General features: G+C 34.3%; 21 protein-coding genes. 1 reads left to right on the top strand and 20 read right to left on the bottom strand.

What is annotated here, in order from left to right:
• Nucleotides 1-7: 7 nt before the first annotated feature.
• From AC07XU_RS06855 to AC07XU_RS06765, 19 genes are all read right to left on the bottom strand, one after another.
• Entirely contained in the window at nt 8-3,673 is a 3,666-nt protein-coding gene (locus AC07XU_RS06855; RefSeq protein ID WP_494942876.1) for a SusC/RagA family TonB-linked outer membrane protein, read from the bottom strand.
• Between the two features lie 27 nt (nt 3,674-3,700).
• Nucleotides 3,701-4,654, bottom strand: a complete 954-nt coding sequence (locus AC07XU_RS06850) for a FecR family protein (protein ID WP_494942875.1) — start codon at nt 4,652-4,654, stop codon at nt 3,701-3,703.
• 68 nt (nt 4,655-4,722) lie between these two features.
• Complete coding sequence (locus tag AC07XU_RS06845) at nt 4,723-5,316, bottom strand: RNA polymerase sigma-70 factor (protein ID WP_494942874.1); 594 nt, start codon at nt 5,314-5,316, stop codon at nt 4,723-4,725.
• A gap of 89 nt (nt 5,317-5,405) precedes the next feature.
• The gene (locus AC07XU_RS06840) at nt 5,406-5,942 is read right to left on the bottom strand and encodes a DUF420 domain-containing protein (protein WP_494942873.1); all 537 of its coding nucleotides are present in this window, start codon (nt 5,940-5,942) and stop codon (nt 5,406-5,408) included.
• 27 nt (nt 5,943-5,969) lie between these two features.
• Nucleotides 5,970-6,677, bottom strand: coding sequence for an SCO family protein (locus tag AC07XU_RS06835; protein ID WP_494942872.1), 708 nt, complete (start codon nt 6,675-6,677; stop codon nt 5,970-5,972).
• Nucleotides 6,677-7,045 (bottom strand): cytochrome C oxidase subunit IV family protein, encoded by a 369-nt coding sequence (locus tag AC07XU_RS06830; RefSeq protein ID WP_494942871.1) that lies wholly within the window; start codon nt 7,043-7,045, stop codon nt 6,677-6,679. Before AC07XU_RS06830 ends, AC07XU_RS06835 begins: the two co-directional genes overlap by 1 nt.
• A 27-nt stretch (nt 7,046-7,072) precedes the next feature.
• Complete coding sequence (locus AC07XU_RS06825) at nt 7,073-7,780, bottom strand: cytochrome c oxidase subunit 3 (protein ID WP_494942870.1); 708 nt, start codon at nt 7,778-7,780, stop codon at nt 7,073-7,075.
• Between the two features lie 31 nt (nt 7,781-7,811).
• Nucleotides 7,812-8,390, bottom strand: coding sequence for a cytochrome c oxidase subunit 3 (locus AC07XU_RS06820; RefSeq protein ID WP_494942869.1), 579 nt, complete (start codon nt 8,388-8,390; stop codon nt 7,812-7,814).
• A gap of 10 nt (nt 8,391-8,400) precedes the next feature.
• Nucleotides 8,401-9,306, bottom strand: a complete 906-nt coding sequence (gene cyoE / locus AC07XU_RS06815; RefSeq protein WP_494942868.1) for a heme o synthase — start codon at nt 9,304-9,306, stop codon at nt 8,401-8,403.
• Between the two features lie 8 nt (nt 9,307-9,314).
• Nucleotides 9,315-10,376, bottom strand: a complete 1,062-nt coding sequence (locus AC07XU_RS06810) for a COX15/CtaA family protein (protein WP_494942867.1) — start codon at nt 10,374-10,376, stop codon at nt 9,315-9,317.
• Between the two features lie 90 nt (nt 10,377-10,466).
• Nucleotides 10,467-12,359 (bottom strand): cytochrome c oxidase subunit I, encoded by a 1,893-nt coding sequence (locus tag AC07XU_RS06805; RefSeq protein ID WP_494942866.1) that lies wholly within the window; start codon nt 12,357-12,359, stop codon nt 10,467-10,469.
• Between the two features lie 21 nt (nt 12,360-12,380).
• Entirely contained in the window at nt 12,381-13,607 is a 1,227-nt protein-coding gene (locus AC07XU_RS06800) for a cytochrome c oxidase subunit II (RefSeq protein WP_494942865.1), read from the bottom strand.
• A 61-nt stretch (nt 13,608-13,668) separates the two neighbouring features.
• Entirely contained in the window at nt 13,669-14,907 is a 1,239-nt protein-coding gene (locus tag AC07XU_RS06795; RefSeq protein WP_494942864.1) for a quinol:cytochrome C oxidoreductase, read from the bottom strand.
• Nucleotides 14,908-14,922: 15 nt separating this feature from the next.
• Nucleotides 14,923-15,528 carry a c-type cytochrome gene (locus tag AC07XU_RS06790; protein ID WP_494942863.1) on the bottom strand — a complete coding sequence of 202 codons (606 nt, stop codon included), beginning with the start codon at nt 15,526-15,528 and terminating at the stop codon, nt 14,923-14,925.
• Nucleotides 15,500-16,036, bottom strand: coding sequence for a DUF3341 domain-containing protein (locus tag AC07XU_RS06785; protein WP_494942862.1), 537 nt, complete (start codon nt 16,034-16,036; stop codon nt 15,500-15,502). The genes AC07XU_RS06790 and AC07XU_RS06785 overlap by 29 nt, the downstream gene beginning before the upstream one ends.
• Before the next feature lie 2 nt (nt 16,037-16,038).
• Entirely contained in the window at nt 16,039-17,511 is a 1,473-nt protein-coding gene (gene nrfD, locus AC07XU_RS06780) for an NrfD/PsrC family molybdoenzyme membrane anchor subunit (protein WP_494942861.1), read from the bottom strand.
• A 22-nt stretch (nt 17,512-17,533) separates the two neighbouring features.
• Complete coding sequence (locus AC07XU_RS06775) at nt 17,534-20,638, bottom strand: TAT-variant-translocated molybdopterin oxidoreductase (RefSeq protein ID WP_494942860.1); 3,105 nt, start codon at nt 20,636-20,638, stop codon at nt 17,534-17,536.
• Nucleotides 20,639-20,685: 47 nt separating this feature from the next.
• Entirely contained in the window at nt 20,686-21,984 is a 1,299-nt protein-coding gene (locus tag AC07XU_RS06770; RefSeq protein ID WP_494942859.1) for a c-type cytochrome, read from the bottom strand.
• 398 nt (nt 21,985-22,382) lie between these two features.
• Nucleotides 22,383-23,363 carry a deoxyhypusine synthase family protein gene (locus AC07XU_RS06765; protein WP_494942858.1) on the bottom strand — a complete coding sequence of 327 codons (981 nt, stop codon included), beginning with the start codon at nt 23,361-23,363 and terminating at the stop codon, nt 22,383-22,385.
• Nucleotides 23,364-23,727: 364 nt separating this feature from the next.
• Here AC07XU_RS06765 and AC07XU_RS06760 point away from each other — a divergent pair, with 364 nt between their 5' ends.
• Nucleotides 23,728-24,873 (top strand): retropepsin-like aspartic protease, encoded by a 1,146-nt coding sequence (locus tag AC07XU_RS06760; protein ID WP_494942857.1) that lies wholly within the window; start codon nt 23,728-23,730, stop codon nt 24,871-24,873.
• Nucleotides 24,874-24,920: 47 nt separating this feature from the next.
• Here AC07XU_RS06760 and AC07XU_RS06755 read toward each other — a convergent pair whose 3' ends face one another.
• Nucleotides 24,921-25,373: a VOC family protein gene (locus AC07XU_RS06755; protein WP_494942856.1), complete on the bottom strand. Its 453-nt coding sequence runs from the start codon at nt 25,371-25,373 to the stop codon at nt 24,921-24,923.
• Nucleotides 25,374-25,419: the final 46 nt, after the last annotated feature.

Raw genomic sequence — 25,419 nt, 5'->3', positions numbered from 1 at the left:
CAATTTTTTAAAATCCAACCTTTAGTGAAAGCGTGTATTGCTGTGGAATTGGCATTGCAACACCGCCATTATTAAAGAACTCTGGATCTGCTCCATTTAATTTTTTATCTGAATACAATAACGCTACATTATTACCTACCAACGAAATTTGTGCATTAGATAAACCCACTTTAGATGTTAATTTAGAAGGTAATGCATAAGCTATACTTATATTTTTTAACCTAACAAAATCACCCTTCGCAACACGCTCTGTAGAATAATTGTAGGCATTATACGGATAAACTGCACTAACAACTGTTGTTCCATCTGCTTTAGTAACTCTAGCTGCTGCGGTAAACCTGTCTAAGATCGAAGGGATATTGGTAAAAGCTTCGTCTCCAGGCTTAATCCATCTATTCAACACATCTCTAGACATAGCTGTCATATCATTATATGTAGCACTTACTGTAGGTTGTAACCTTACATAATTACCAGTGGAGAAAGTGAATAATGCTGATAATGTAAAGTTTTTATAAGAGAACTGATTCCAAAAACCACCTGTTAAAGTTGGGTCGACTGGGCCATGATAAGTTAAGCTTTCAACATTTGTGTCCTGAAGATTTATGTTGGTTTCATTTCTAACTCCATTTACGCCAACAAATGTTGGATAACCGTATTGCGGATTTAACCCGTCAAATTGAAGCGAAAATAATCCTCGTTGTGCAAAACCTTGTTTTGGAGCTCCTTCTGCTCTAACTAAAGTCCAAATATTTTGGTCAACATCTAACCTTGTAACTTCATTTTTATTGAAACCAAAGTTAAACTGAGTTCTCCATTTAAAACCACTTGCAGTTTTCACCGGACTACCAGAAATTGTTAACTCATAACCATGTGCTTTCATTTCGCCATAGTTGGCAAATTTTGTAAACTGGCCTCCAATACCTGATGTTCTTATTGCTCCAATAAGATCAAAAATATTTCTCTTATAATAATCGAACGTTAAATTAACTTTATTATCAAATAGTGTTAAATCTGTACCAATATTAAGTTCATATAATTTTTCCCAAGTTAATTCAGAATTTTCTAAACTACTTGTATAAATTTGAGATTCTTTCTCGTTTTCATATGGCCTATAAGCTATTCTATTGAAAAATACGGCTGATGAATTATTTGCAGCACCCAAACTAGCTACTAAACCATAGGTACCTCTTATCCTAGCACCAGAAATATAGGGCTTAGCTCCAACAAAAAATTTCTCTTGATCAATATCCCATGCGCCAGAAATATTCCAAGTTGGTAACCAGCGAGCAACTTTAGATTTACCCATTAAATTAGACCCATCATTACGAACAGTAGCATTGATACTATATTTTTCTTTAAATGAATAAGCAGCTCTTGCCATCATAGCTAAAAATCTATCATATCCTAACCCCATAGAAAAATATGGATCGCCACCTTCAATTGCTTTTTTGAAATATCTGTAATTTGGATTGACTAATCCACCATTATCATATTGATAACCAACTCCATCGAAATCACTGTTTTGCCTATCAGTATATCTCATTTCATAAGATGCGAAAACATTCAATCTGTGGTCTGTACCGAATTTCGAATCATATTCTAGGTTATTTCTAAGATAATAATTTAGAATGTTGTTATTTGTGGTGTTAAAGAAACCGCCTTCAGGTAAAACAACAACAGATGGGTCATTTGGGAAATCAGGATCTGGATACAATAAAATATTTGCATCATTTACTCCTGGGTTTTGATTTGCCCTAAATGCTTGAGCCATGTTAGAGTTATCTAAAATGTAATGTTGTCTTTCAGATCTTGCATATCTATAAGCTCCATCAACAGAATATGTTAATTTTGGAATTATCTTATATTTCACCCCAGCTTGAACTTTTAAATCAAGCATATTCAAGGTGAGGTAGTTATTATCTAATTCATTAATAATATTAAAAGGCGCATAACTACGCGTAAAATATTCCAAACTACCATCCTGATTGTAAGGAGTTAATACGCGACTTGTATTTAACGCATAAGAATATGGGTTAATATCAAAATCTCTAGAATATTGTCCAAAAACTGGATCTGATTGACGAGTTAATGTGCCTGGTGATCTTTGATCGCGAATTGATCCATTCACCAATAATTCTGCGCTTAACCTATCATTAACTTGAAAATTGGTACGCAAGTTAGCTGTAAAACGTTTAACATTATCTCCAAGTGTTTGTCCGCTATCATGAGTATAACTTGTAGAAAAATAGTTCTGAGCTCTGGCGGTTCCACTACTTACGCTCAATGAATGTTCTTGTAGTAATGAATTTTTAAATAAAACATCAAACCAATCAGTATTTGCATTAGCATATCTTGTTAAAAAGCTAAGACGACTTTGTGTATTATTATTTAATGAAAATGAATCTGTTGATGGATTATACTCATACATTTGATTATACATTTTATTAAAAACACCACCATTTGCAGAATTAGCCAATGAACTGTGAGAATAATATCCTTTATTCTCCATCTCTAAAAGAACAGACATTTGCTCTGCCGAGTTCATGATATCAAAGTTATCATAGGATGGTTTCAAGTAAGTGGTATAAGTTCCTGAATAATTGATGTTTGCCTTTCCTTCAGTATTTCTCCCTTTCTTTGTAGTTACAACAATTACCCCGTTCATTGCTCTAGCACCATACATCGCTGTTGCAGCTGCATCTTTTAAGATGGTGAAAGATTCGATATCATCTGGATTTATGCCCGCAACAGAAGAACCAATCAAAGTGCTAGCATCACCAGTAGAAAGTGCTTCATTAGAAATGTTTACAACATCTTCTAAAATAATACCATCAATAACCCATAATGGCTTATTATCACCTGATAATGATGTAGCACCACGCACACGAATTTTTGGTGCAGCTCCGAAAGTACCTGAAACATTTTGAACAGAAACACCCGCGGCCTGACCTTCTAACATACGTGAGATATCAGGAACCCCACTTCTTTCAGAATCTTTAGCACTAATTTTTGTAGTAGAACCAGTGAAAAGTTTACGATCAAGATTTTGATATCCTGTTGATACTATATTAACTTCTTTCAACTGACTTGCATCCTCCTCTAGGTCTACATTTATTGTTTTGTTGGAGCCCACAATCCTCTCTACAGTTTTGTAACCTAAATATCTAAATACTAAAATACTTGTAGCATCTTTAACTGATATTTGAAATTCTCCCTTTTCATTGGTTGAAACAACATTAGATGTTCCTTTTACGAAAACACTCACACCAGGAACTGGCTCCCCGTCAGATTTATCTTTAACTACACCTTTTACTACAACGTCTTTTTTAATTGGAGTAGTAACAATAGTTTCTTGTACTTTCAAAATTACTTGATTACCAACCTGTCTGTAACCAATGTTTTTTTGTTTCAATTGTTCTAATGACTCCGTTATTGATCCCAATTTATCAGGGACATCCAATAACATAGTTTTGTTAATTTCTGAGGCATCATAAACAAAACTGATTTTGTAAGTCAGTTCTAATTTTTTAAGATAATTTTCTAATCTTTCTGGTTTAACCTTGCCCTGCTGCGCATCAGCTTTAGCTAGGAAAGACCAAAAGATGGCACAAACAAGCAATACCATTCGGCATATACTCATTCCGGCTTTTCTTTTGTAGAAGTTTTTCTTCATAGTTTGTTTGGTTAATTAATTATTTGTTTAAGGTGTTATTAAGTTGATTTGGTTATTTTCTTTGTTTATTTTTATATTATAGGTTTCATTCAAAATATCAAGTACTTGTTCTAAACTTTGATCTTTAAAATTAGCGTTTAGCTTCTTTTGAGTAACTCTATTGTCTTTCAATTTTATTTCAGTACCATAATAAGCCGTAAGTTGTCTACAAACTTCTTCTAGGGGTGTGTCTATAAAAACCAATTCCTTGGTTAACCATGAGTCTGAATTTTGAGAATTCTTAGCGATAAATTGCTTTTTTGACACCTCGTAGCTTAATGCTTGTCCCGCAGTAAGAATAGATGTGGTGCCATTTGGATAAGGGCTAAAAAAAACTTTACCCGTAATTACACCCAGATCAATTTTAGAATCCGAAATTTTAATATTAAAGGAGGTACCTAAAACCGTAACGCTAGATTGATTTATCATCACCTTAAAAGGATTTGTTGGATCACTTGCTACCTTAAAAAACGCCTGCCCTTTACTTAAAGATATTTCTCTATTTCCTCCGAACTTATCAGGATAGGTAAACGAACTATTCTCTGCAAGAATAATGATAGAGCCATCTACCAATTTAACTGAATCAATTTCGTTTCGTGAAGTTGTTTTGGTGATATAATTAACTTTTGTGGCTTGGCTATAAATCCAATAACCAACAATCAACACAAATAATGATGCTGCAACTCCTTTCCACAATGCAAATCCTTTTGCTGAGTTCACCATTAAAGCCTTGCGTATATTTTCAACGGACTGCTTTTGATTGGCCGTTTCAAATACTGCTGCAGACTGCGAAAGTTTCCAAACCCTTTCAATTTCTAAAAAATATTTATTGTTTTCTGATGATGATGATCTAAATTTTTCGACAAATAATTGCGAATCCAAGTCATCTGGATTGTTTAAATATCTAGCTATTAAAACCAGAGATTCATTGTTTTGGAGCATTGTAGTTTGTTTAGGTTATCAATAAGACAACCGGAAACAATAAAACCCCTAGTTTGTTTTAAAAAAATCTAATAAAGATATAAAACCAGCACTAAGTTGTATCCTTTAGATGATTTCTTAATGTTTTTCTGTTCCAAAAGTGATTTGCGGAGGATTTTTAATGCGTTTGCAATATGATTTTCAACTGTTCTCTCAGACAATTGAAGTAAAACTGCAATTTCTTTGTACTTTAAATGTTCAAACCGATTTAGTTTAAATATCCTCTTGCATTGTGGAGGTAGCTTTTCTATCTCTTGATGCAATAGTATAACCAGTTCATTCTCTTCATCCAATTCTATTAAATATTCATCAGATATAGTAGTTGCCAGTTTTTTGTGATGCTCAACAATGTTTTTTTGCCTATTCACATAATTTATAGATGCATTAATCACACACCTATATAAGTAAGATTTAATGGAAGCTATTTTATCAAGATTATCAGGACTTTCCCAAATTTTTAAAAATACATCTTGTACTATTTCTTCAGCAGCGGGAGTATCCCTTACATACTTATCTGCGATTATAAGTAATTTTTTAAAAAATTGATTATAAAAGTTAGTAAAAGCCTTTATATGACCATTATCTATTAGCTGCAATAAATCTTTTCCTGTTATTATATCCACCTCTAAAGCTCAAATTACTTGAGCCTAATATAGACATTAAACGTTTTACAGTAAAGAGAATTTTACAAATTGATATTTATACTTGAATTTCAAATATAATACGGTGAGATCATCAAATACACAATAACGCCAGTAACTGCAACATATAACCACATTGGGAAAGTAATTCTAGCCAGCTTTTTGTGCTTATCAAATCGCTCTGCTAACGCTCTTACATAAGTTATTAATACAAATGGTATAATAATGATTGATAATAGAATATGAGTTATCAATATAAAGTAGTAGATATATTTTATAGCACCTTCACCTCCAAATTTTGTTGAATCTGATGTCATGTGATAAGCAACGTACATTCCCAAAAAAAGGATAGAGAGTAAAATGGCAAACTTCATTAAATTTTCATGAAGCTTTCTTTTGCCATTTTTAATGGCATTTACTGCTAACACCAATACAATAGCGGTTAGTCCATTAGTTGTTGCATAAATTGGCGGTAAAAAGGTTAAGGGTTTTACGTCATAGCCTAAATCCCTTAAGTTTACGCCAAATAAAATGGCTACAACCAAAGGAATTGCAATAGATAAAATGATAATCCAAATATTGTATTTTTTTTCAACCGACGATTTCATATTCAATTTAATAAAAATTTAATGGTACTATCTGCCGTCACGCATATTCCGCAACTCTTCGGCAATTAAAACCTTAATCTCATCATCTAATTTCGATAATGCTTCTTGGCTAGTTGCTTCGTAAAAACCTCTTATTCTGTGTTGTGAATCGACAAGTACAAACATATTACTATAGGTAAAAACTGGCTCTCCGTTTTTTGCACTTTTTAAAGCATCTAGTAAAAGGCCGTTTTTAATGAACTTATTTACAGCTGTACTATCACCAGTAAGTAAATCCCACTTTAATGAATTTGCTTGAAGCCTTTTTGAGTAACCTGCTAAAACACCAGGTTTGTCATTTTCAGGATCGATGCTTAAACTTACAAAATGCATCATCTTGTTGTTTTCGTAAAGATTAGCAAATCCAGCCATGGCCTTATTGGCATAATCTACTCCGAAATTTTTACCAGTAGTATAAAATAGGTTTAACAAAACAACCTTTCCCTTGTAGGTATCCCAATTGACAGCTTTATCTTGCTGATTGATTAAATTAAAATCATCAATCTCATGATAAATGGTATCCGGTATATCTTTTCCTCTTACGCTATGAAAAGTTTTAGCTACTACTTTTTCGCCATAAATAGCTAAAGGTCTGTATCTATTTTTACCCTTTTCTTGTAGTAAATAATATAAAAATCCCGGTACCGCTAAAATGGCTACCAGGATTAATATTTTTTTTAATGGATGATATTTCATTAAATATTTGGCATGTGGTCATGCAAATAACCGCCTTCAATAAGCATCAGAACAATAAAATAAATGATGAAAATAAAAGAAACTGAAAGAGCTAATTGTAATCCAAGTTTTTCAAATTTCAAGTGCATAAAAAAGGCAACAATATAATAAGCTTTTAAAAGTGTTAAAGCAATATAAAGTGTGTTACCAATTAAAATTGCATGATTACCAAAGTATCCCGCTGGTTTAATCCATAATGCAATAATAAATTCTATTACAGTAATGAATAATAAAATGAAGAATACTTTCCAAATTCTTCCTTTAGACATTCCCTCATGATCTCCATGAGCGTGGTCTTCTGATGTATGCAAGTTGTTATGTTCAGACATAATAATATTTTTAAAGAATAGTAATAATTAAACTAAATAGAAGAATGTAAATACAAACACCCAAACTAAATCTACAAAGTGCCAGTATAAACCAACTTTTTCTACCATTAAATAATGACCACGTTTCTCGAAAGTACCGTTTATAGTCATGATTAAGATGATGATATTGATGACTACACCACTAAATACGTGGAAACCGTGGAAACCAGTAATTGTAAAAAACAAGTTTGCAAATTGTTGAGCCGCAATGGTTGAAACTGGTCCATTAAAGAAATGGGTCAATTCTTCTGCAGTTGGGATTTCTCCCCACCAGAAACCTTCATGGTGTAAGTGTGTCCACTCAATTGCCTGACAGCCTAAGAACATGAAACCACCAATAATAGTAGCTACCATCCACCAAATCACTTCTTTCTTAGCTCTTCTATGTCCAGCTTCTACTGCTAAAACCATAGTTACCGAACTCATAATTAGAATGAAGGTCATGATACCCACAAATACAAGTGGAGCACCTGTATCAGTTATACCCGGAATTGATTGAAATACTAAATCTGGCGATGGCCATGTAGCTTTAGTAAAACGCTGAGCGCCATAATAAACCAATAATGATGAGAATGTAAAGGCATCTGATAATAAGAAAAACCACATCATTATTTTACCATATTCCAAATTCCAAGGTGAACGGCCACCGGCCCATGGAGTGGTTTTTACTTGGTCTAACTTCGATAATGAATCCATTTAGTAATAGTATATTAGTTTGTTAAAAAATCTAATTGTTCAAAAGTAAAAAAACATACAGATATATCCATAAAATATCTATAAAATGCCAAAAAATAGCAGTAATATCTTGGCGATAGGTCGCCTTTTCTAGTGGCAACTGCTTGTAAGAGCCAACCAAAGCATTTAATACAAAACAAACTCCTGCAAAAATGTGTAGCAAGTGAAAACCTGACACGATATATATCATTGATATTGCCGCATTATTATTGATTAGCGCTGCCCCACTGTTGTATAAGCTACTCCATCCCTGAAATTGTAGATAACCGAACACTAAGCCTAAAGCCATAGTTAACCACAAAAACATTTGTTGCTGTTTTCTATTGTTATTTCTTAGCGATCTTGAAGCCAAATAAAGCATCACACTACTTAATAATAAAACCACTGTACTATAAGTAAATACATCAGGCAAAACTAAACCATGTCCTTTACCCTTGGATGCAGCGAAAACAATATAATAACTTGTCCATCCCCCAAACATAATGGTTGATGAAACAACAAATAACCAAACCACAAACTTTTTAGGTTTGGCGTTAAAATTTAAATCTTGTTGTGTTATTGTCTGTACCATTTTTAATATTTTAAACTATTAAATCAAATAATAAAACTACCTGTACCAATGGGATGTAAAAAAATGAACAAAACATCACTTTCTTAGAACTCGGTAAATCCATTTTAACCATTAATTGATAAGCGTAATAACTGAAAAGCAAACCTGCAAGAATTGAAACTGCTGCAATGTAATATCCACCAAAGCCAAAGAAAGTTGGCAATAAGCTTACCGGAATTAATATCAAAGTGCTTATAAATGTCATTACAGCACTTACTTTGTCTCTTTTCTTTGTAGGTAACAATCTAAATCCAGCCTTTTTATAATCATCATCTAAAACCCAAGCAATTGCCCAAAAATGAGGAAATTGCCAAACAAACTGAATTGAAAAAAGTATGATTGCAATTAAATAATCAACCGGAACATATCCTATTTCAGATTGCCCACCTATTGCTGCTATATATCCAATTAGTGGAGGTAAAGCACCTGGAATGGCTCCAACGAAAACCGCTATTGGCGATTTCTGCTTTAATGGAGTATAAGCAAAAGCATACAGCAGAATTGAGAATACAGATATCAATCCTGTTTCCAAATTTAATTTACCTAAAAGCCATGTTCCGGCAATACCCATGATTAGGCCTAAAACCAAACCCTGACCAGTAGTCATTGTTCCAGCTGGCATCGGACGATCTTTTGTCCTATCCATCAACTTATCTAAATCCTTTTCAATAATTTCATTAAAACAATTTGCGGCTGCAGTAACTAAAAATCCTCCAACTATCAAAATCAACCAGTTTGTCCAATTAATTCCTGGAGCAATTCCTCTATCAATTTGTATTTTCGATCCGATTAAAAAAGTAACAGATGCAGAAAAAACAACCAAAAAGGTAAGTCTGAATTTAATTAGTTTCGAGAAATCTGAAAAAAACTGTTTCAATTTTTTGATTAATTTGGTTTGTAAGTTTCTGTTCTATAAACCAATAGATACAGGTAATATTGCAATGTAAATAATACTGTTGCAAAAAATATATGCAAAGCTTGAGCGTATGGTGGTAATGAAAAATAAGAAAGTAAAAATCCAGTTGCTATTTGAATAACTAAAACAATAATAATATAATTTGCAGTTAGCAATGACCAAGCTTTTCCACTAAATCTATCTATTACCATTTTATATACAATTAAATTACTTATTGCTACAAGTATGGCTAAATCTCTGTGCCATACAAAAACCGACCCTACTTTAGCAACCCAACTATCTCTACCACTGAAATTTAATGATTTTGAAATAGAATCTATGCTTTCTCTTACTTCTGTACCCAGAATAATCTGAATAATTGATATCACTATTGTAAAAGCTAAAAATCCTTTTAGCCACATAATGCGATACATAATCACACTTTTTTCTTTATGCAACATTACAGCATAATTGTAGGTATAAATTAATATCCCTAAAATGATTAATGCCAAAAGCATATGAACTGTTACTACCCATTGTGTTAGGTTAGTTGATACCACTATCGAACCTAACCAACCCTGATATCCTACTATCAATATATTTAGTAAGCTTAAGACAACTATTCTTTTTGCAGACTTCCTATAAGTAAAAGAGAGAATAGCAGTGATAATTAGAAATAACCCTAATGCTACGCCAGCTAATCTATTTATATATTCTGTCCAGGTTTTTGACACATTAAATTCTTCCGGTACAACAATGCTTTTATCATGTCTAATGCTATCGGCCAGCTCATTTTTGCCCATACTTTCTAAGTACTTGGCAAATTTTTCATTCTTTTTTAATCTACCTTCAACATATTTATCTTTATAGTTAGCAGGTAGCTGAGATATATCCGTTGGTGGAATATATTGATCAAAGCACTTTGGCCAATCTGGACAACCCATACCGGAACCAGTGCTGCGAACAATTCCTCCAGCCAAAATGACTAGCAATGTTACAGCTATGGTAATAAAGTTTATTCTTACAAATCTTCTTTCAGATTTCGCAATCATGAGGTTAGTAGATTAAAAAAATAAGGTATCTGTTGCAAGCTTATTTACTTCCGCAGATACCTTATTTTATATGTAAACTAGCGATGTAGTTTATTCTGCTTCAGTAGATGCTGGTTTATTTTTAACTTCCCAAGTCTTCTGAATTTCTTCAGCTTCTGTATTTCCTTCAAAATCATGCGGTAAATTAGAACTCATCGTTTGAGAGAAAGGAACTGTCTGAGGAATAAAATCAGTTTCTGCACCAGGCTTACTGTAATCATATGGCCAACGATATACGGTTGGAATTTCTCCTGGCCAGTTACCATGTAAATGTTCAACTGGAGTTGTCCACTCTAAAGTATTTGCTTCCCAAGGATTTTGAGGAGCTTTTTTACCTTTAAATATTGAGTAGAAGAAATTGAATAAGAAAGCTACTTGAGCCAATGCAGCAATAATAGCAGCCCATGTTACAAATACGTTAACTGTTAACCACTTGTTCATGAATTCAAATTCAGTAAATGCATAATAACGACGTGGAACACCATCTAAACCTAAAAAGTGTAATGGGAAGAATACCAAATATGCACAGATAAATGTCAACCAGAAATGTAAATATCCCAATTTAGCACTCATCATTTTACCAAACATTTTAGGGAACCAGTGATATACACCTGCGAGCATACCAAAAATAGCAGCTGATCCCATTACCAAGTGAAAGTGAGCAACTACGAAGTAAGTATCGTGAAGGTTAATATCTAAAGCCGCATTACCTAAGAAAATACCAGTTAAACCACCAGATATAAAGAATGAAACTAAACCAATGGCAAATAGCATGGCTGGAGTAAATCTGATGTTACCTCTCCACAATGTAGCTAAATAGTTAAATGTTTTTACTGCTGATGGTACTGCAATAATTAACGTTGTAATCATGAATACCCCACCTAATAATGGGTTCATACCTGTTACGAACATATGGTGACCCCATACAATAAACGACAAGGTTGTAATACCAATTAATGAATAAATCATCGCGTGGTAACCAAAAATCGGCTTTCTAGAATTGATAGAGATAATCTCTGATGAAATACCCAAAGCAGGCATAATTACAATGTATACCTCTGGGTGACCTAAGAACCAGAATAAGTGTTGCCATAGAATTGGAGAACCACCTTCGTTAGGTAATACTTGAGTACCCATTACGATATCTGATAAATAGAAACTTGTACCAAAACTACGATCGAAGATTAACAATACCACGCCAGCTACTAAAACTGGGAAAGACAAAATACCTAAAATCGCGGTTAAGAAAAACGCCCAAATTGTTAATGGCATTTTCCACAAATCCATGCCTTTGGTACGCATGTTTAATACAGTAGTCACGTAGTTAATACCACCCATAAGAGATGAAGCTACGAACATTACCATACTTATCAACCAAAGTGTCATCCCCATCGCAGAACCATCAATTGCTTTTGGAATTGCTGATAACGGAGGATAAATTGTCCAACCCGCACTTGCAGGACCAGTTTGTATAAAGAATGAACTCATCATTATTACACAAGCAGAAAAGAAGAACCAATAAGATAACATATTTAAGAATGGCGATGCCATATCTCTAGCTCCTAATTGTAATGGTATTAATAAGTTACTAAAAGTACCGCTTAAACCAGCGGTTAACACAAAGAATACCATGATAGTACCGTGGATGGTAACTAAGGCCAAATAAAAATCTGGTTTTATTCTTCCACCTTCAGCCCATTTACCTAAAAACGATTCCAACAAGGGGAAACTTTTATCAGGCCATGCCAATTGTAATCTAAATAAAATAGATAATCCCATGGCAATAACAGCCATAATGATACCAGTAATTAAAAATTGCTTGGCAATCATTTTGTGATCTTGACTAAATACATATTTAGTTAAGAACGTTTCATGGTGATGTCCATGAGCATGATCATCATGGTTATCGTGGTGGTGTGTATCTTGAAGTGATATAGTTGACATAATAAGGGCTCTCCAGTATTATTATTTTTTTAAAGCTATTTGATTTGTTATTGCTGTTGAATCTTTTGCAGTTGTATCAGTAGTTTTAGCAGGTGCCGCTGGAGCTACAGGTACAGGTAAATTAAATACCTTTCTCAAATCATCAGTTAAATATGGTGTTTGCTTAGCAACCCATTCATCATACTCTGCTTGAGATACAACTCTAACAGGTTTTTGCATATTGTAGTGGTTAGATCCACAAATTTTTGCACAAAGTAACAAGTAACTAAATGAAGGATCGTTAGTTTTAACTTTCATTTCGTCAGTTGTAATAGTTGGCGTGAATTCGAAATAAGAAGTCATACCTGGAACAGTGTTTAACTGCACTCTAAAATGTGGCATGTAAAAACTATGCAATACATCCTTACTTGTTAAGATAAAGCGAACTGGTTTATTAACTGGCAAAACAATTTCCTCAGCCATTTGATCGTCAAGACTTTCTTTCTTGCTAAAATCAATACCTAACGCATTAATAGCTGTAATTTTTTTATAATTCTTTAAACCTACGACACCATCAGCTCCTGGATAACGGATATCCCACTGGAATTGAGAAGAAGTAACTTCAATACTTAATGGTTTATTATTAGGATCTTCGATTTTATAGAATATAGATCTCCATGTTAAAAATCCCATTAAAACTAACACAGTTAAAACTAAAGCTGGAACAATAGTCCAAATACGCTCTAAAGAGTTGTTGTGAGGGTAGTAATATGCTTTTCTATTGCCACTGCTTTTGTAAAAATAGGCGAATGCAAATAATACGATATGAGTAAGGATGAAAACAATAGTAGTTATGATTAATGTTAAATTAAACATTTCATCAATTCGTTTACCATGTTCTGATGCTGCTTCTGGCAAAATCATTTCTCCATGTACTGTATATTCCCAATACACACCATATAAACCAACAACTAAAAATAGAGCAAACAGCACACCGTTTACAGTATCCCAGTTAATACCCTCTGGCTTACCTTGTGTTTCACGAGTTAACTCATAAACCCTTAATGCCTTACCAACTATCGCGATGAATAAACACAATAGCAAAAACAACAATACATAGAACAAGGTTGATTTATAAATCGGAGCCATGTCTATTGGTTTCGCGGTAGCGGCAGCCTCTTGGGCAAACACACTTGTACTTGCAAATACAGATAATATTACTGCAAATGCCGACATTGTTTTATCACTTATTATTTTTCTTAAACTCATTTTCTTAAAAGCAGTACGATGTACTTTTATATTAATTTATAAACCTTTAAACCTTCTTCTATTATAGATGGTGGTTTAAACTTTCTTGTAAAAACGGATGGTTTTTCGCAATTAGAGGCTTTTTACTTAGTGAACTCAGTACACTAAAAGTAAATAGTCCCACAAAACCTAAAGCAGTTCCTATCTCAATAATCCCGAAACCACTACCCGGTTTACCATCAATTACTTTAGTTCCAAATTCGAAAATACCTGGCATAATCATTTGGTAGTAATCAACCCAGTGACCACAAAGAACCAATATACATACCACCATCAAAATGTTTTCACTTCTTTTGTTATCACGATCCATTAAAAGTAGTAATGGCGTTAAGAAGTTTAAAATCAAATTGATGTAGAACCAAGCTTCATAGTTATTAAAACGCTTGTAAAAATAAACAGTTTCTTCAGACATGTTTGCATAGTAAATCAATAAAAACTGAGCGAACCATACGTAAGTCCAAAAAATTGAGAAACCAAAAATAAACTGTCCTAAGTTATGTAGGTGGCTATTGTTTACCCAGCTCATGTAACCAGCTTTTCTCAAAAGAATAATGATTAGAGCGATAGTTGCTAAACTACTAACCCACATTGCTGCAAAGTTATACCAACCGAACATAGTAGAGAACCAATGAGCCTCTAATGACATGATCGTATCGAAAGCAAATATTGGAGTTGTAAATCCATAAATAACTAAGAAAATACAAGCATTTTTAAAACTTTTACGATAGTAATTTAAACCACCAACTAAATCCTCTTGTGCAGACCACTGTGCTAATTTAACAGCAAAGAAACTGTAAATTGACAGAAAAATTATCTGTCTTGACATGAAGAAAGGGATATTTAAGAATGCAGATTTACCTGCAATTAGTTTATCATATTTAGGACCGCCTTCAACTAAAAGTTCAGGATCTGCCCAATGGTGATAAAGATTATGGGTAAAAAGACCCGCACCAATAACAGCTAATAAAATTACTACAGCTATTGGAAGTGTTTTTGCCATTGCTTGTGGTACTCTTAATATCGATGCAGACCAACCAGCCTGAGCAACATATTGCACGGCTAAAAAGAAAGCACCAGACATACAAACACACGCAAAGTAATATGCCATAAGTAACAGGTTTGCGAAAGTACGCTCGTGTGCACCACTCATAAAACCATAAACTATAGCTATTGCACCTAAAACGATGCCTACCATACTTAGTGTTTTAGCTTTTCCTGTAAACTCAAATTGTTCACTTAAATTATAATGATGAGTTGCCATTTATATCTGCTTTTCTTATTTAGTTTTTTGTAATTGTTGTACATACAACACCACTTTCCATCTTTCTGTAGGAGTAAGTTGTGAAGCATGAGATCCCATAGCGTTTAATCCGTAGGTAATTGTATGATAGATTTTACCAGCTGATAAGCTTGCCATTGCACCACCTCGTGATGAAACTGCATCAGCTCCGTAATAAGCTGGAACGCCTGAAATACCTTTATCTAATTTTACGATATGTCCTTGGCCATCTCCTTTTTCACCGTGACATGGAGAACAAAATACCTTGTAAAAGTGCTTGCCTTCTAAAAGGTTCTTTTCTGTCAATTGTAATGGATTAACCACTACAGATGAAGCTTCGTATCCTTCTTTAGTATTTGCGTATTCAAACTTCACAAATCCTATTGGATCTGTATTTGCTGGCGGAGTTTGTGAAGTAGCTCCATTTGCAAAGTTTTTGTTTGGTTGATCCTGATTGTAAGCAATTGGATCATACATATTTCTTGCATACTCTAAACCTGTGCTTCTTTTATCTTTACAGGCCGAAAGCATTACAACAGCAACTAGCACCGTAAATGCAGCGTATACTATATTCTTATTCATAGCTAATGTACTTCCTTTCATTGTACTTTACTTCTAAAGCACCTGCACCTTTTAATAGTTCGTCAATTTTGGTGTGTTCAGTGTTTTCTTTTGCATCAACAGCAATAATAAAACGATCATTCGTTGCTCTGATATCCATTACTCTTGGTGCTCTACCAGGAAATAAATGTGTAGATGCATAATATGATCCTACTAAACCGAATGCACAAAACAAGATTGTTAACTCGAATGTAATTGGAATAAAATCTGGAAGTGCAAAATGCGTTTTACCTCCAATGTTTATAGGCCAATCTACAACTGTTGCCAAATAAACACCTGTTAGCATTGTTAATGTTCCGGTGATACCGAAAAAGAACGCTGCGATGTCTAATCTTGATCTTTTAACACCTAATTTTGCTTCGATACCGTGAATAGGCATTGGCGTATATACATCATGTATCTTGATGTTATTTTCCTGCAACTTCTCGATGCCATGCATCATTTCGTCTGGATCGCCGAAACTACCTAAAATATATTTGATATTACTCATTGTTATATTTTTGCGTATTCTTCTTGTTTAACACTATCAAACTTATCTAAAGACTCTACATATTCTGCAACTTGTTCTTTATCTAAGTGACCATCTTTGATCAGTTCTAATTTTGCTTGCTCACTTGCACTCTTCAATAATAATTTTACCTCAGCTATTGCAATTGAAGGTAACACCCTTAAGAACAATAAGAATAAAGTAAAGAATAATCCGATTGAGCCAACAAATACACTTACATCAACCCAGGTTGGTGTAAACATTGTCCAACTTGATGGTAAATAATCTCTGTGTAATGAGGTAACGATAATTACGAAACGCTCAAACCACATACCGATATTTACTACGATTGATAAAATCCAAGTAGCTGCAATGCTTGTTCTTACTTTCTTAAACCACAACAACTGCGGAGAAATTACGTTACAAGTCATCATCATCCAATATGCCCACCAGTAAGGACCAGTAGCACGGTTAATGAACGCATATTGCTCATACTCTGAACCAGAGTACCAAGCGATGAAAAATTCTGTTAAGTAAGCTACACCCACAATTGAACCAGTAAGAATGATAATTTTATTCATCGATTCGATGTGGAACATAGTGATATAGTTCTCTAAACCTAATACTTTACGTGCCACTAACAATAATGTTAATACCATTGCAAAACCAGAGAAAATCGCTCCAGCCACAAAATATGGAGGGAAGATTGTGGTGTGCCATCCTGGAATTACAGATGTTGCAAAGTCCATTGATACAATTGTGTGTACAGAAAGTACAAGTGGTGTTGAAATACCTGCCAAGATTAATGATACGGCCTCAAAACGTTGCCAAGTTTTTACGTTACCATTCCATCCGAAAGAAAGAACAGTATATACTTTTTTACGCATTCCTGCAGCTCTATCTCTAATTGTTGCAATATCTGGCAATAAACCTGTGTACCAGAATAATAATGATACCGAAAAGTAGGTTGAGATTGCAAACATATCCCATACCAATGGAGAGTTAAAGTTTACCCAAAGTGAACCAAATTGGTTTGGCAATGGTAATACCCAATACGCTAACCATGGACGACCCATGTGAGATACAACGTAAGTAGCGGCACAGATAACAGCGAAGATTGTCATAGCCTCCGCAGATCGGTTAATTGAATTTCTCCAATTCTGACGGAAGAGTAATAATACCGCAGAAATTAATGTTCCGGCGTGACCAATACCTACCCACCATACGAAACCTGTGATATCCCAAGCCCAGCCAACTGTCTTATTTAAACCCCAAGCTCCGATACCGAACCAGAAGGTATAGCCTACGGCAACAACCCACAGTGTTGCTCCGCAAAGTGAAAGAATAAAGCCAATCCACCAAGCCTTATTCGGCTTGCTCTCTACTGGTAGTAAGATATCATCAGTAATTTGTGCATACGTGATATCTTTACCAGTAATTAATGGTTCTCTTAAAATTGATTCGTTATGTCCTGACATAATTTATATTGCTAAGTACGGCTTACGCGTGTACTTCTTTAGTTTCTGAATCTATATTTCTAATTTTTGTCATGTAACCAATACCTGGTTCTACGTTTATCTCTTCTAAAACATAGTAGATACGTTCGCTCTTTAATGCTTTTGAAACTTCTGAATTTGGATCATTTTTGTCACCAAAGATAATCGCATTAGCAGAACAAGCTTGTTGACAAGCCATTTTGATATCGCCATCTTTTAAAGGACGTTTATCTATTTTAGCTGCTAGTTTACCAGTTTGGATACGTTGAATACACATTGAGCATTTTTCCATTACTCCGCGTGAACGTGTAGTAACATCTGGATTTAACACCAATTGAGTAAATTCATTGTTTAAATAGTTATCGAAACGTGAATCATTCCAGTAGTTAAACCAGTTGAAGCGACGAACTTTGTATGGACAGTTGTTTGCACAATAACGTGTACCAACACAACGGTTATAAGCCATGTGGTTTAAACCATCAGATGAGTGTACTGTTGCCAATACCGGACAAACTGTTTCGCATGGAGCGTGATCACAGTGTTGACACATCATTGGTTGGTGAACAACAGAAACGTTGTTCATTTGATCTGCTTCTAAGTGCGCAATTTCTTTTTCTTTAGTTACAGCACCTGTTCCAGAACCATGACCAGCATGATCATCAGCTTTTGCAGAAGGCTCTTGATTGTAGCTGTAATAACGATCGATACGCAACCAGTGCATTTCTCTACGTTTACGAACTTCATCTTTACCAACTACAGGAATATTATTTTCAACATTACAAGCAACAATACATGATCCGCAACCAGTACAAGCATTTAAATCGATTGCCATTACCCAGTTGTTTCCAACCATTTCATGCTTATCTGTTGTCCATAAATCGTAAACTTTATGTTTATGATGATTTCCTGAACCAGCAGCTGGATCTTTTAAGTAATCTTTTAAAGTAGCCTCGCGAATGATATTTCTTCCTTCGAAAGAATAATGTGTTTGTGTTTGAGCCAATTCTTCTCTTCCGCCAGTAGCAGAAAGAGTAGCAGTAGTAGCATATTTTAATGTACCGTTACTAAAAGTTACAAATGGGAATGCGTTTTTACCTACATTATCACCTGCTTTACCAACTTTAGTACGACCATAACCTAATGCTACAGAAGCTGTACCCATTGCTTGACCTGGCTGAATTAGAACAGGTAAGTCAATCGAAACACCTTGATCGTTTTTAATGGTTACGATATCAAATTCTTTATAACCTGAAGCTTCTGCTTGTTTAGGCGCTAAAGCGATATAGTTATCCCAAGTTACTTTAGAAACTGGATCTGGTAATTCTTGTAAGAATGCATTATTAGCATATTTACCATCACGTATAGCAACGCTTTCATAAATATGTAATTCTAAAATATCTTTACCGTTTCCTTTTGCTAATGCTTTACTGCTTGTAGCAATTGAAGATGCAACAGCATCTAATGACATGCTGAAAGAATAAGCTCCTGCTGTTTTTGCAGCGGCAGAAATTACTCCAGTTTGCAACACATCATTCCATGTTTTACCAACGCTTGGCAATACACTTTTCTCCCAGTTATTGCGAACGTATTGATAGTAATCTTGTACAGCTGCATCAGACCAAATCAATAAACTTTGCTCTGCTTGACGAGAATTGAAAACAGGATTAATTGTAGGTTGAACGATAGAATAGAAACCTTCGTAGGTATTCGCATCACCCCATGATTCTAAATAGTTAGGAGTAATTGCAACTACATCACATAGATCCGAAGTTTCATCAACTCTATTAGCAAAAGAAACTTTTAAGCCTACTTTTGATAATGCATCTGTAAACGCTTTAGCATTAACCGAATCATAAGCTGGATTTGAATCTAAGAAGAATACAGCTCCAACTTCACCTCTAGTCATTTCATTAATCAATTCAGCAAATTCTGCATCATTACCTTCGTAACGTTTGCAAGCATTATCTAAATCGATAGTTGTACCGTAACTACCAATAGCAGCATTAATGGCATTAACTAATATTTGTGTAGAAACATCATTAGAGCCAGAAACTACTATTGATTTTCCTTTGTTTTGTAATAATTCTTTAGCAACTAATTTCACTGCTTTATCTGCAGTAACATTGTTTCCTAAAGTACCACCTGCTAAACTTCCGCCAGTAACTGCATTATAAAGTGCAATTAATGCTGGTCCTTCTTCAGATAATTTAATTGGCACACGTGTATCAGCATTTGTACCAGTTAAGCTCATTCCACTTTCAAACTGAAAATGACGAGACATTTTTTTGTTCTCTAAAGATTTATAGTTTCTGTTAGATACATATTGTGCAGTATATTCTTCTCCGCTAATCCAGGTACCTAAAAAATCTGCACCAAAACTTACAATTAAATCTGCTTTATCGAAATTGTATTTAGGCAATACTGCTTTACCGAAACTATTTTCATTTGCTTTAATGATACCTGTATAAGAAACGGCATCATATTGTACATGTTTGGTAGTTGGGTATTTTGCAGTAAAATCTGTAATTACAGCTTTAGCCGATGGACTGTTTAAGCTAGAAGATACAATACGGATTTTTTTACCAGATGCTTGAACTTTATTCAATTCACCTTTAACAAAGGTATCAATGTCAGCCCACGATGTTACTTCATCCTTTTTAAGTAAAGGATTTTTAAGTTTAGATACATCATATAAATCTAAAACTGAAGCCTGCGCTTGCGCATCAGTACCGGTACTAAATACACCTGCATTTGGATTAACTTCGATTTTAATAGGACGACCTACTACCGTTTTAACCAATACGCTTTGACCTTTGAAGGTAGAAACATAATAGTTTGGTATACCAGGAACAACTTCCTCTGGTCTAATTAAATAAGGAATTGATTTGTGTACAGGCGCTTTCTGACAAGCCGCTAAAGTAACAGCTCCTAAACCAAAACCAAGGGCTTTTAAAAAGTCGCGGCGTGGTGTAACTGTACTTAATCCTGCTTCACTTAAAACATCTTCAATTGGAATAGGCTCAGCAAATTCGTTTTTGTTATTCTCAACAAAATCGGGAGTGTTTTTATACTCCTCTAGGCCTTTCCAGTATTTTTTATTGCTTTCCATTTAAGCTATATTACTGTTTATCGAACGTTCTTTATAAATTCTATTTATTAATAATGGCATTTACCACACTCTAAACCACCTAATAATGCTGGAGTGATTTTTTCGCCTTTTTTAATTTTCTCGTGTGCTTTGATGATATTAGTATAGAAAGCATCATCTTTTTTACTAGAGATATCTGCATTTCTGTGACAATCAATACACCATTTCATGGTTAATGGAGAGTACTGATATACTTCTTCCATTGTATTAACCGGACCGTGGCATGCAAAACATACTGGATCTGTAGGTTTTAAACCTTTTTCTTTACGAATTGCTTCTTCTCCTACAACTACGTGTTGAGAGTGATTGAAATAAGCAAAATCTGGCAAGTTGTGTACACGTACCCACTCAATTGGTTTCTCTTTAGTTTTATCATAAGTCTGACTATCTGCGTCATAACCCAAGGCATTATAAATTTTCTGAATTTCTGGTGAAACCGCACCATCTTCTGTTCTAGCTTGTACGTTTTTATGACAATTCATACAAACGTTTAAAGAAGGAATAGTTGAGTTTTTAGATTTAAATGCACTAGTGTGGCAATATTGACAATCGATTTGATTGATACCAGCGTGTAACTCGTGAGAGAATTTAATTGGTTGAGCTGGCTGGTAACCTGTATGAACACCAGTTTCCCACATGCCCATCCAACCGAATGAACCCAATACCATTACCAAACATAACACAGTAAAGAAAACAAATTTTTTGTTTTTGAATAAACCACGTACACCAGCAACTAATGAGACGTTTTCTTCTTCAGCTACGGTAATGCCTTGTTTCTCTAAAATTAAGCGCTCTAACATTTTTACTGCACGGCCTAATACAACCAATACAATAATTGATAGAATGATGATTGCAACAACACCTGCAATTGAAAGACCAGAAGCACCTTCATCTACAGCAGCAGCACCTCCGCCTACAGCAGGATCTGACTTAGGTTCACCAGCTTTAGCATAAGCAACAATGTTTAAAATTTGCTCATCGGTTAAAGTCGGAAAAGCAGTCATTTCCGATGTTTTCAATTTAGACGTCTCAATCGCCTCCTTATTACCAGAAGCTATTAAAGCCGCGTTGTTTCTAATCCAAGGAATTAGAAAAGAGTCATCGTGCTTGTTTACACCTGCTGTTAATGCCGGACCAGTTCCGTCGTAATCAAGTGCGTGACAAGAAGCACACTTAGATTTGAACAAAGTTTTACCTTCTACTAAGTCATCTTGTGCTTGCGCTCCAGTTAAAATTAAAAAAGATAGAGCTGCCAAAACGAATGTCGACTTCCAAACTTTCTTAAAAATGAATGAGATATTCCTCATAATGAGTATTTTATGCTGTTTTTTGAAAAAAAATTTAAACCTTTAATTGAATGTGGTGTTAACCGCCTCTAAAAGATTTGAACAAAAGTAAAATTTATTAAGTTACCAGTGACATAATACTGACATTGAAATACAATTTATAATCATTCTAAACAATTGCATTTTCTGCTTATATGCTCCAAAAATCAACGATTTTGTAATTATCAGGATTCTTGAAGCATATTTTTTTAAAAATTATTTGCAACTTAATTTGCAAGTATGCAAACCTTTAATTAATTAATCTGATAAGCAAATTTCTTTATTTGACACCAACCTATTTGCTATAAATCAGCTGTTTATTGCACTATTTAGCAATAACAAAACCTAAAAAATTAAAGTTAATACAATATCAGATTATATTACATTTTCAATATCCAAGCAAAAATTAATGGGCAAACAATAGTTGCATCAGACTCTACAATGAATTTTGGTGTATGTATATCTAATTTTCCCCAAGTAATTTTTTCATTCGGCACTGCGCCAGAATAAGAACCATAAGATGTTGTTGAATCTGAGATTTGGCAAAAATAGCTCCAGAAAGGAATATTTTCCATTTCCATATCTTGATATAACATTGGTACTACACAAATCGGAAAATCGCCAGCTATACCACCGCCTATCTGAAAGAAACCTATTCCTTTACCATCTGAATTTGCAATGTACCAATCAGCCAACCAACCCATGTATTCAATACCGCTTTTCATGGTGCTTGCTTTTAATTCACTTTTCATTACATAAGAAGCAAAAATATTACCCATTGTACTATCTTCCCATCCAGGTACAACAATTGGCAAGTTTTTTTCTGCCGCAGCCAACATCCACGAATTTTTTGGATCAATCTCGTAATACTGCTCCAAATCGCCGCTCAAAAGCATTTTGTACATAAACTCATGCGGAAAATATCTTTCACCAGCTGTATCAGCATCTTTCCAAATTTTATGGATATGTTTTTGCAAGCGACGGAAAGCTTCCTCCTCTGGTATGCAAGTATCTGTAACACGGTTGTAATGGTTTTCTAACAAATCCCATTCATCCTGCGGACTTAAATCACGATAGTTAGGAACACGTTTATAATGAGAATGTGCTACCAAATTCATGATATCCTCTTCTAAATTAGCACCAGTACAAGAAATAATTGAAACTTTATCTTGTCTAATCATTTCTGCTAATGAGATACCTAACTCTGCAGTACTCATTGCGCCAGCAAGGGTAATCATCATTTTTCCGCCTTCATCTAAGTGGGTTTCGTAACCTTTAGCTGCATCCATCATCGCGGCAGCATTAAAATGAAGATAGTTAGTCTCCATAAATTTCGATATCGGTCCTCTTGTAGTACTCATCTTTATATTTTTAATGTTCGGCTGCAAAAGTACAAATGATTTACGATTTTAAGTTTACGATTTTAGATTTACCTAAATGCGTAGTGAAACTGCTTACTGTAAGTTGTAAATTAAATTTGGGCGTTCGGGCGGGCTTTACGCTATATCCCCGATGAAAAATCGGGGGATGCCGCTTCAATCCCTAACGCATCAGCATTTGCAAAAAACCTATAAATTAAAAACCGTATGATGAACAAAACTCAATTAATTTTGCTAAATCATAAATTAACTTAGATATTCACATTTAAGTTATGCAATTGGATTATTTACTATGTTGTGCAACTATTTATCTAAAACAAGCATCTACTAAACATACCATTTCGCTATGAAAAACCACATATTGCTTTCGCTGTTAATATCATTTTTAATTTTTAATTCAAAATGCCTAGCTCAAGATAACCGCATAGACACCCTAAGTTTCAGTATGAAATCTAGCCTATTGGTAATCAAAGGAGCTATTAATGGCAAAGAAACGCTCTTTGCTTTTGATACTGGTGCTTATGCTGGTGTTTTAAATAGCAAACAAGTTGCAGCCAATAACATCACCAATGCCGGAAATAAATCGGTTCGCGATAGCAACAATAAAAACAAAAAAATGGGCAGAGGTAAAATAAACGAAATCTCTATTGGTTCTTTTTCTTTTGAAAATATAGAGAGCGTAATTTTCGATATGCCATTTCTTAGCTGTAACGAGTTATATTTATTAGGTGGTGATGTGATTAACAAATTAAATTGGAAATTTGATTTCAAGAATAATATTGCTTACCTATCTAAAACGGCATTTATGCCTACAGCTGACATGACTGCTTTGCCTGTACAATTTATAAATAACAGACACTTTGCAGATTTAGAGGTTAACGGTAAAATGGTTAAATATTTAATAGACTTTGGCTTTGCAGGAATACTTGATGCTCCAGAAAACGAAGTAAACTTTACTAAAATAAAAAAGCAAAAGGACAGTCAATCTCTTGTATTGCGATCTCAATCTACCTCAATGGGTTTAAGCAGCATGGTTGTTGGCAAAGAGGTGAGTACTTTTTTTGCAGACTCAGTTGCTTTAGGAAAAGCTATATTTAAAAATATCAAGGTTAATGTAAAAGATAATGTCGACAAAAAAATTGGACTAAAATTCTTTAAAGACAATCTATCATCTATTATACTTAACAATACCGATAAAAAATATTGGTTACAAAAATTAGATAAACCTATCAAATCAGATTTAGGATTTGATGCCGATTACTACTTAATTGATGGCAAATTACAAATTGTAGGCAGAAATTTAAGCGAAAATAGTACTGCAAAATCACTTAAGGTTGGCGATGAAATTAAAGCAGTAAATGGTAAAACCGCATCCTCATTTGCTGATGAATGTAGCTTTATTATTTGGCGCCAAGAACAAGCAGGAAATAAAGACCTAGTTATAGAAACTTTAAAAGGTGAAAAACTAAACATTCTAAAAACAACATTTTAAGCTAATGGCTTCAAAAAAATCATTTTATCAAATAAGATGCAAATCCATTAATATTTAAGTTTTATCCATTCTTCGTAACTCACAACACCAAGCTCAGGTTTTCCTTCACCTTCTAACATGGCTATAAATTCTAAATCATGGCCATCTGGATCTTTAAAATAGACGGCTATAGCAGGCATCCAAGCAAAAACCATTGGTTTTTCTTTACCATCTTTTAAAAAGTTATAGGGTTTTATGTTTTTAGCTTTTAAAAAAGCTACAGATTTGTTTAGTACATCATCAACATCACACTTAAAAGCAAAATGCCTAATATCTATTTGTTCTTTTGGCTTCTCCCATAAACCAAGCATTGCACATTTAGGTTGGCCAATCCAGAAAAAGGCAACTCTCCTATCATCTTGGTAATTGCATTCCGTTAATCCTAATACATTTTTGTAGAAATCTATTGAGCGTTCCAAATTTTCTACAAAAAGATGAGTTTCAAATAATCCTTTAATCATGCCGTGAAGTTACAGCTAATAAGAAGCTAGAGAAAATCATTATTTT

The sequence above is a fragment of the Pedobacter sp. GW456-11-11-14-TSB4 genome (assembly GCF_059424425.1).
This window is presented reverse-complemented; position numbering and strand designations above follow the sequence as displayed.

What these genes read in the sequence shown, in the direction of transcription:
- AC07XU_RS06855 (WP_494942876.1), bottom strand. Translation starts at nt 3,673, where the DNA reads ATGAAGAAAAACTTCTACAAAAGAAAAGCCGGAATGAGTATATGCCGA.
- AC07XU_RS06850 (WP_494942875.1), bottom strand. Translation starts at nt 4,654, where the DNA reads ATGCTCCAAAACAATGAATCTCTGGTTTTAATAGCTAGATATTTAAAC.
- AC07XU_RS06840 (WP_494942873.1), bottom strand. Translation starts at nt 5,942, where the DNA reads ATGAAATCGTCGGTTGAAAAAAAATACAATATTTGGATTATCATTTTA.
- AC07XU_RS06835 (WP_494942872.1), bottom strand. Translation starts at nt 6,677, where the DNA reads ATGAAATATCATCCATTAAAAAAAATATTAATCCTGGTAGCCATTTTA.
- AC07XU_RS06830 (WP_494942871.1), bottom strand. Translation starts at nt 7,045, where the DNA reads ATGTCTGAACATAACAACTTGCATACATCAGAAGACCACGCTCATGGA.
- AC07XU_RS06825 (WP_494942870.1), bottom strand. Translation starts at nt 7,780, where the DNA reads ATGGATTCATTATCGAAGTTAGACCAAGTAAAAACCACTCCATGGGCC.
- AC07XU_RS06820 (WP_494942869.1), bottom strand. Translation starts at nt 8,390, where the DNA reads ATGGTACAGACAATAACACAACAAGATTTAAATTTTAACGCCAAACCT.
- AC07XU_RS06810 (WP_494942867.1), bottom strand. Translation starts at nt 10,376, where the DNA reads ATGATTGCGAAATCTGAAAGAAGATTTGTAAGAATAAACTTTATTACC.
- AC07XU_RS06805 (WP_494942866.1), bottom strand. Translation starts at nt 12,359, where the DNA reads ATGTCAACTATATCACTTCAAGATACACACCACCACGATAACCATGAT.
- AC07XU_RS06800 (WP_494942865.1), bottom strand. Translation starts at nt 13,607, where the DNA reads ATGAGTTTAAGAAAAATAATAAGTGATAAAACAATGTCGGCATTTGCA.
- AC07XU_RS06795 (WP_494942864.1), bottom strand. Translation starts at nt 14,907, where the DNA reads ATGGCAACTCATCATTATAATTTAAGTGAACAATTTGAGTTTACAGGA.
- AC07XU_RS06790 (WP_494942863.1), bottom strand. Translation starts at nt 15,528, where the DNA reads ATGAAAGGAAGTACATTAGCTATGAATAAGAATATAGTATACGCTGCA.
- AC07XU_RS06785 (WP_494942862.1), bottom strand. Translation starts at nt 16,036, where the DNA reads ATGAGTAATATCAAATATATTTTAGGTAGTTTCGGCGATCCAGACGAA.
- nrfD (WP_494942861.1), bottom strand. Translation starts at nt 17,511, where the DNA reads ATGTCAGGACATAACGAATCAATTTTAAGAGAACCATTAATTACTGGT.
- AC07XU_RS06775 (WP_494942860.1), bottom strand. Translation starts at nt 20,638, where the DNA reads ATGGAAAGCAATAAAAAATACTGGAAAGGCCTAGAGGAGTATAAAAAC.
- AC07XU_RS06770 (WP_494942859.1), bottom strand. Translation starts at nt 21,984, where the DNA reads ATGAGGAATATCTCATTCATTTTTAAGAAAGTTTGGAAGTCGACATTC.
- AC07XU_RS06765 (WP_494942858.1), bottom strand. Translation starts at nt 23,363, where the DNA reads ATGAGTACTACAAGAGGACCGATATCGAAATTTATGGAGACTAACTAT.
- AC07XU_RS06760 (WP_494942857.1), top strand. Translation starts at nt 23,728, where the DNA reads ATGAAAAACCACATATTGCTTTCGCTGTTAATATCATTTTTAATTTTT.
- AC07XU_RS06755 (WP_494942856.1), bottom strand. Translation starts at nt 25,373, where the DNA reads ATGATTAAAGGATTATTTGAAACTCATCTTTTTGTAGAAAATTTGGAA.